Source organism: Pseudomonas sp. GM84, assembly GCF_000282535.1.
Classification (GTDB): Bacteria; Pseudomonadota; Gammaproteobacteria; order Pseudomonadales; family Pseudomonadaceae; genus Aquipseudomonas.
In genome coordinates this window covers 1-6786 of sequence record NZ_AKJC01000168.1, presented here as the reverse complement: position 1 = coordinate 6786, position 6786 = coordinate 1, and the positions used below count along the sequence as shown (strand labels likewise).

The window sequence follows — 6786 nt, the reverse complement described above, 5'->3', positions numbered from 1 at the left end:
GCCGGCGATGGGCCGCAAAGCGGCCCCCAATTCGGCGCCGGAACCGCGTAACCCAGGCGACAACGCCAGTTCCTTTTCCAACTACCCTTGTAGACCGTCAACGCTACCCCCATATTGGGGCGACTGACGCGTGAAGGAATCCATCTTGAGCGACCTCCTCAACCGCCGCCTGAGCCTGCTCGGCGCCAATCTTCCCCTGCTCAAGCAGTGCCTGCACGGTATTGAGCGCGAATGCCTGCGCGTAACCGACGAAGGTCGCCTGGCTCAGACTCCACACCCGGTAGCGCTGGGTTCGGCGCTGACCAACGAGCAGATCACCACCGATTATTCCGAGTCGCTGCTGGAGTTCATCACTCCGGCCCTGGCCGACCCGGCCAAGGTGCTCGAAAGCCTCGAACAGACCCACCGCTTCGTCTACAGCAAGCTGGGCGACGAATACCTGTGGAGCCCGTCGATGCCGTGCACGCTGCCGGCCGAGGAGGACATCCCGATCGGCGAGTACGGTACGTCCAATATCGGCAAGCTCAAGCACGTCTACCGCAAGGGCCTGGCCCTGCGTTACGGCCGCACCATGCAGTGCATCGCCGGTATCCATTACAACTTCTCGCTGCCCGAAGCGCTGTGGCCACTGCTGCGCGACGCCGAAGGCAGCAGCGAAGGCGACCGCGACTACCAGTCCTCGGCCTATATCGCGCTGATCCGCAACTTCCGCCGCTACAGCTGGCTGCTGATGTACCTGTTCGGCGCTTCGCCGGCACTGGACAAAGGCTTCCTGCGCGGCCGCCCGCACCAGCTCGAAGAGCTGGATGCCGAAACCCTGTTCCTGCCCTACGCCACCAGCTTGCGCATGAGCGACCTGGGCTACCAGAGCAACGCCCAGGCGGGCCTCACGCCCTGCTACAACAACCTGGACAGCTACACCGACAGCCTGCGCAAGGCCGTCGGTACGCCCTACCCGCCCTATGTCGAGATCGGCACCCATGTCGATGGCGAGTGGGTGCAACTGAACACCAACATCCTGCAGATCGAGAACGAGTACTACTCGAACATCCGCCCCAAGCGCGTCACCTACACCGGTGAGCGGCCGATCCAGGCCCTGACCTCGCGCGGCGTGCAGTATGTGGAAGTGCGCTGCCTGGACATCAACCCGTTCCTGCCGGTCGGCATCGACCTGGCCGAGGCCCGCTTCCTCGATGCGTTCCTGCTGTTCTGCGCGCTGGAAGAAAGCCCGCAACTGGACAACGGCGAATGCGGCCAGTGCACCAGCAACTTCCTCACCGTGGTCAAGGAAGGCCGTCGCCCGGGCCTGGAACTGCACCGCGATGGCCAGCCGATCACACTGAAAGCCTGGGCCACCGAACTGATCGGACGCATTGGCCAGCTGGCCGAGTTGCTCGACCAGGCCCACGGCAGCGATGAACATGCCAAGGCCCTGGAGGCGCAACAGGCCAAGGTCGACGACACCTCGCTGACCCCATCGGCCCAGGTACTGGCCCGCATGACCGAGCATGACGAAAGCTTCGTGCAGTTCTCGCTGCGCCAGAGCCGCATTCATGCCCAGACCTTCCGCGAGCAACCGCTGCCCGCCGAGCGTCAGCAGGCCTACGAGACCCTGGCGCGCGACTCGCTGGCCGAGCAATCGCGCCTGGAGCAGCAAGAGGTCGGCGACTTCGACTTGTTCGTGGGTGCCTACCAGGCCAGCATCCTGGCGATCAGCAACTGATGACCCGCAGCGCCACCCCGCGCAAGCCGCGCGCCAGCAGCCAGGCCAGGATCGAAGCGATCCTGGCCGCGGCACGCGAGCTGCTGGCGGGGCAAGGGGTGGCCGCGTTGTCGATCTACAGCGTGGCCGAGCGGGCGCAGATTCCGCCGTCTTCGGTGTATCACTTCTTCGCCAGCGTGCCGGCCTTGCTCGAAGCGCTGACCGCAGACGTACACCGGGCGTTCCGCGAAGCACTGAGCGCGCCCATCGACAGTAGCGCGTTGAATACCTGGCATGAGCTGTCACGCCTGATCGAGCAGCGCATGCTGGCCATCTACAACGAGGATGCCGCCGCTCGGCAGCTGATCCTGGCCCAGCATGGCCTGAGCGAAGTGGTGCAGGCCGACCGGCAGCACGACATGGAGCTGGGCGACTTGATGCACAAGCTGTTCGACCAGCATTTTCACTTGCCGGTGATGCCTGCCGATGTCGATGTGTTTGCCTTGGCCATGGAGCTGAGCGACCGGGTGTATGCGCGCTCGGTGCAGTTGCACGAGGCGATCACCCCGCGCATGGCCGAGGAAGGCAAGCGGGTGTTCGAGGCGTATCTGGGGTTGTATCTGCCGCCGTTTCTGGCGAAGCGCTAGGCCAGAAATCGTTGGGGCCGCTTTGCGGCCCTTCGCGGGACAAGCCCGCTCCCACAGATACCGCGCAAGGTTTGAAGCCAGCGGTGTACCTGTGGGAGCGGGCTTGTCCCGCGAAGGGCTGCAGAGCAGCCCCCTTCAACGCCAGAATCACAGCTTGGCGATAGAAACTTCGGTCGACTTCACAAAGGCAATCACCTCGCTGCCCACCTGCAGCTCCAGCTCCTTCACCGAACGCGTGGTAATCACCGACGTGACGATGCCCGAGGCCGTCTGCACGTCGATTTCCGACAGCACCGGGCCTTCGAGGATTTCTTTCACGGTGCCTTTGAACTGGTTACGTACGTTGATCGCTTTGATAGTCATGGCTTGATTCCTTCTCTTTGGCTTCAGTCTGGTTTCAGTGCGCCCAACGCAGTTGCGTGGGCAAAGGGGCTACAGGGTCCGGCTCGGGCGGTGTACCCGGGGCCGACAGAACACGGTTGAGCACTTCGCTTTCCAGCGCGGCCAGGCGGTGCGAACCCCGCGCCCTTGGCCTTGCCAGCTCGACATTGAGATCCAGGCCGACTTCGCCGTCCTCGATCAGGATCACCCGGTCGGCCACCGCAACGGCCTCATTGACGTCATGGGTGACCAGCAGCACGGTGAAGCCGTGCTGACGCCACAGGCGTTCGATCAGTTGCTGCATTTCGATCCGGGTCAGCGCATCCAGCGCCCCCAGCGGCTCATCCAGCAGCAGCAGGCGCGGCTGGTGGATCAGTGCGCGGGCCAGGGCCACACGCTGCTTCTGGCCACCCGACAGCGCCGCCGGCCACTCATTGGCGCGGTCAGCCAGGCCCACCGCCTCCAAGGCATCCAGCGCACGCTGGCGCCAGTCGCCACGCAGGCCCAGGCCCACGTTGTCGATCACCTTCTTCCAGGGCAGCAGACGCGCGTCCTGGAACATCAGGCGGGTGTCCTCACGGGCATCGGCCAGCGGCGCGGCGCCGGCCAGCAGTTCACCGGCGCTCGGCTGGTCGAGCCCGGCCAGCAGGCGCAGCAAGGTGCTCTTGCCGCAGCCGCTGCGGCCGACGATGGCGACGAACTGGCCGGCCGGAATGTGCAGGTCGATTCCGCGCAGCACTTCGCGCTGACCGAAGGTCTTGCGCAGGCCGTTGCACGCCAGCGGGATGCCCCGCAACAGGCGCGGCGGTTGTTCCTTGAGCACGGTCATGCGCCCTCCTTCTTCGCCACTTGGTAGGCGGGGTGCCAGCGCAGCCACACACGTTCCAGGCCGCGGGCGGCGAGGTCGGCGAGCTTGCCGAGCACGGCGTACAACACGATCGCCAGGACCACGACGTCGGTTTGCAGGAATTCACGGGCATTCATCGCCAGGTAACCGATGCCGGCATTGGCCGAAATGGTTTCGGCGACGATCAGGGTCAACCACATGAAGCCCAGGGCGAAGCGCACCCCGACCAGGATCGACGGCAGCGCACCTGGCAGGATCACCTGGCGAAACAGGCCGAAGCCCGACAGGCCGTAGCTGCGCGCCATCTCCACCAGCGCCGGGTCAACGTTGCGGATGCCGTGGTAGGTGTTCAGGTAGATCGGGAACAACGTGCCAAGCGCGACCAGGAAGATCTTCGCCGACTCGTCGATACCGAACCACAGGATCACCAGCGGGATCAGCGCCAGGTGCGGCACGTTGCGGATCATCTGCACCGAGCTGTCGAGCAGGCGCTCGCCCCAGTTCGACAGGCCGGTGATGAAGCCCAGCACCAGGCCGATGCTGCCACCGATCAGGAAGCCCAGGCCGGCACGCCAGCCACTGATGGCCAGGTGTGACCAGATCTCGCCACTGCGCACCAGCTCGACACCTGCGCTGACCACCGCACTCGGCGCCGGCAGGATGCGCGTCGACAGCCAGCCTGCGCTGACCGCCAGCTGCCAGACCGCCAGCAGCGCCAGCGGCAGTGCCCACGGCGCCAGGCGCTGGGTCAGGGTGGAGGACGTTGCACGACTCATGGTCCTGTCCTCAGCTCTGCGACACGGACTTGGGCAGGATGTCGTTGGCCACCATCTCGCCGAACGGGCTCACGTAGCCGCCGGTTTTCGGCTGCTCCGGGCGCTGCACGTCGAGGTGCGGGAACAGCAGTTCGGCGACGCGGTAGGACTCTTCCAGGTGTGGATAACCCGAGAAGATGAAGGTATCGATGCCCAGTTCGGCGTATTCCTTGACCCGCGCCGCAACGGTCGGGCCATCGCCTACCAGTGCGGTACCGGCGCCACCCCGTACCAGGCCTACACCGGCCCACAGGTTGGGGCTGACTTCCAGGTTGTCGCGGTTGCCACCGTGCAAGGCGGCCATGCGCTGCTGGCCCACCGAGTCGAAGCGCGCCAGCGAGGCCTGGGCACGGGAGATGGTGTCATCGTCCAGGTGCGAGATCAGGCGGTCGGCAGCGGCCCAGGCTTCTTCATTGGTTTCGCGCACGATCACGTGCAGGCGGATACCGAAGCGCACTTCGCGGCCCTGGGCGGCGGCTTTTTCACGCACCTGGGCGATTTTTTCGGCCACCGCGGCGGGCGGCTCGCCCCAGGTCAGGTACAGCTCGACCTGCTCGGCAGCCAGGTCCTGGGCAGCTTCGGACGAGCCACCGAAGTACAGCGGCGGACGCGGCTGTTGAACCGGTGGATAGAGCAGCTTGGCCCCCTTCACCTGGATGTGCTTGCCGTCGTAGTCGACGTTTTCGCCTTCCAGCACCTTGCGCCAGATACGGGTGAATTCGACCGACGCTTCGTAGCGCTCTTGGTGGTTCAGGTGCAGGCCGTCACCGGCCAGTTCGTCCGGGTCGCCACCGGTTACCAGGTTGAACAGCGCACGGCCGTTGGACAGGCGATCGAGGGTGGCCGCCTGGCGCGCGGCCACGGTCGGCGAAATGATGCCCGGGCGCAGGGCGACCAGGAATTTCAGGCGTTGGGTCACCGGAATCAGCGACGCCGCCACCAGCCAGGAATCCTCGCAGGAGCGCCCGGTAGGGATCAGCACCCCACCGAAGCCAAGGCGGTCGGCGGCCTGGGCAATCTGCTGCAGGTAACCATGATCGACCGCGCGGGCGCCGTCGGAAGTGCCCAGGTACTTGCCATCACCGTGGGTAGGGAGGAACCAGAAAATATCAAGGCTCATTGGAGTTGTCTCCTCAAGGGGGCTCAAACCGGGGCGGCGCCCCGGCGCAGGCGAATCAATCAAGGCGCGCTGGCGACCTTGGCCGGGGGTGTCCAGATCACGTCCTTGATGCTCAGCGGCTTGGGAATCAGCTTGAGCGCCTGGAAGGTGTCGGCGATTTTCTGTTGTGCAGCCACCACCTCAGGGGTCAGTGGGGCGGCACCGTAGCCTTGGCGCTTGACCGAGGTCAGGGTGATGTCGGCGGGCAGGCCGAGCAGCGGCGAAACCTGGTCGGTCACCTGCTGCGGGTTGGCCTGGGACCACTCACCCACGGCGCGTACCTCTTCGATCAGGGTGTTGATCACGGCCGGGTGCTGGGTCGCGTAGTTGCGGGTGGCCAGGTAGAACTGGTGGTTATCGACCAGGCCCTTGCCGTCACGCAGGGTGCGGGCCTGCAGCTGTTGCTCGGCGGCGGCCTGGTACGGATCCCAGATCACCCAGGCATCGACACTGCCACGCTCGAAGGCGGCGCGGGCATCGGCGGGGGGCAGGTACACCGGCTGGATATCGCTGTAGGTGAGGCCGGCGTCCTGCAGGGCGCGGACCAGCAAGTAATGGACATTGGAGCCTTTGTTGAAGGCGACTTTCTTGCCCTTGAGCTCCTTGACCGACTGGATCGTCGAGCCCTTCGGCACCAGGATGGCTTCGCTGTGCGGCGCTGGCGGCTCGTAAGCGACGTAGAGCAGATCGGCACCGGCGGCCTGGGCGAACACTGGCGGGGTTTCGCCGGTGACACCAAAGTCGATGGAGCCGACATTCAGCCCTTCGAGCAGCTGAGGGCCACCGGGGAATTCGGTCCACTGCACTTGTACGCCTTGCTCGGCCAGGCGCTTTTCCAGCGTGCCTTTGGCCTTGAGCAGCACCAGGGTGCCGTATTTCTGGTAACCGATACGCAGGCTCTCGGCCTGGGCTTGGGTAATGGCGCCGAAGGACACAGCCGCCGCAAACAGGGCGACCAGACCACGACGCAAGAAGACTGTGCGCATGGCGCTCTCCTGTGCGATTGGGTTCGGGTTGCACCTGCTTGCCTCGTTGGCGGGCGAGTAAGGTGATACAGCGGTAGGACGGGGATCAAACGATCTGTGGAAGTGACAGTACCAGCCTTCTCATATACCTAGAAATCATATTTTTTCATTTGTTTATTCCATTTCTATCTTTTGACCTTAAGGACCTTATCGCTGGCAAGCCAGCTCCCACAGGGGGGGTCAGCGCCGCTCCCTGTGGGAGCCGGCTTG

General features: G+C 64.9%; 7 protein-coding genes. 2 read left to right on the top strand and 5 right to left on the bottom strand.

Annotation, left to right across the window (positions count from 1 at the left end):
• Positions 1–130: 130 nt before the first annotated feature.
• Together gshA and PMI38_RS14320 are read left to right on the top strand one after the other, a co-directional pair.
• On the top strand, positions 131–1723 hold the full coding sequence (gene gshA, locus PMI38_RS14325; protein ID WP_043273655.1) for a glutamate--cysteine ligase: 1593 nt from the start codon (positions 131–133) through the stop codon (positions 1721–1723).
• Positions 1723–2349, top strand: coding sequence for a TetR/AcrR family transcriptional regulator (locus PMI38_RS14320; protein WP_008095173.1), 627 nt, complete (start codon positions 1723–1725; stop codon positions 2347–2349). Before gshA ends, PMI38_RS14320 begins: the two co-directional genes overlap by 1 nt.
• A 147-nt stretch (positions 2350–2496) precedes the next feature.
• Here the strand turns inward: PMI38_RS14320 and PMI38_RS14315 are convergent, their stop codons facing one another.
• From PMI38_RS14315 to PMI38_RS14295, 5 genes are read right to left on the bottom strand one after another with little or no spacing between them, the layout of a single operon-like run.
• Positions 2497–2712 carry a TOBE domain-containing protein gene (locus PMI38_RS14315; RefSeq protein ID WP_008095172.1) on the bottom strand — a complete coding sequence of 72 codons (216 nt, stop codon included), beginning with the start codon at positions 2710–2712 and terminating at the stop codon, positions 2497–2499.
• Positions 2713–2746: 34 nt separating this feature from the next.
• Entirely contained in the window at positions 2747–3559 is an 813-nt protein-coding gene (gene ssuB / locus PMI38_RS14310; RefSeq protein WP_008095169.1) for an aliphatic sulfonates ABC transporter ATP-binding protein, read from the bottom strand.
• A complete protein-coding gene (gene ssuC / locus PMI38_RS14305; protein WP_008095167.1) occupies positions 3556–4353 on the bottom strand; it encodes an aliphatic sulfonate ABC transporter permease SsuC in 798 nt (265 codons plus the stop codon). Before ssuC ends, ssuB begins: the two co-directional genes overlap by 4 nt.
• Before the next feature lie 10 nt (positions 4354–4363).
• Entirely contained in the window at positions 4364–5512 is a 1149-nt protein-coding gene (ssuD, locus tag PMI38_RS14300; RefSeq protein ID WP_008095165.1) for an FMNH2-dependent alkanesulfonate monooxygenase, read from the bottom strand.
• A 59-nt stretch (positions 5513–5571) separates the two neighbouring features.
• Positions 5572–6537 carry a sulfonate ABC transporter substrate-binding protein gene (locus tag PMI38_RS14295; RefSeq protein WP_008095164.1) on the bottom strand — a complete coding sequence of 322 codons (966 nt, stop codon included), beginning with the start codon at positions 6535–6537 and terminating at the stop codon, positions 5572–5574.
• Positions 6538–6786: the final 249 nt, after the last annotated feature.

What these genes read in the sequence shown, in the direction of transcription:
- PMI38_RS14315 (WP_008095172.1), bottom strand. Translation starts at nt 2,712, where the DNA reads ATGACTATCAAAGCGATCAACGTACGTAACCAGTTCAAAGGCACCGTG.
- ssuB (WP_008095169.1), bottom strand. Translation starts at nt 3,559, where the DNA reads ATGACCGTGCTCAAGGAACAACCGCCGCGCCTGTTGCGGGGCATCCCG.
- ssuD (WP_008095165.1), bottom strand. Translation starts at nt 5,512, where the DNA reads ATGAGCCTTGATATTTTCTGGTTCCTCCCTACCCACGGTGATGGCAAG.
- PMI38_RS14295 (WP_008095164.1), bottom strand. Translation starts at nt 6,537, where the DNA reads ATGCGCACAGTCTTCTTGCGTCGTGGTCTGGTCGCCCTGTTTGCGGCG.
- ssuC (WP_008095167.1), bottom strand. Translation starts at nt 4,353, where the DNA reads ATGAGTCGTGCAACGTCCTCCACCCTGACCCAGCGCCTGGCGCCGTGG.
- PMI38_RS14320 (WP_008095173.1), top strand. Translation starts at nt 1,723, where the DNA reads ATGACCCGCAGCGCCACCCCGCGCAAGCCGCGCGCCAGCAGCCAGGCC.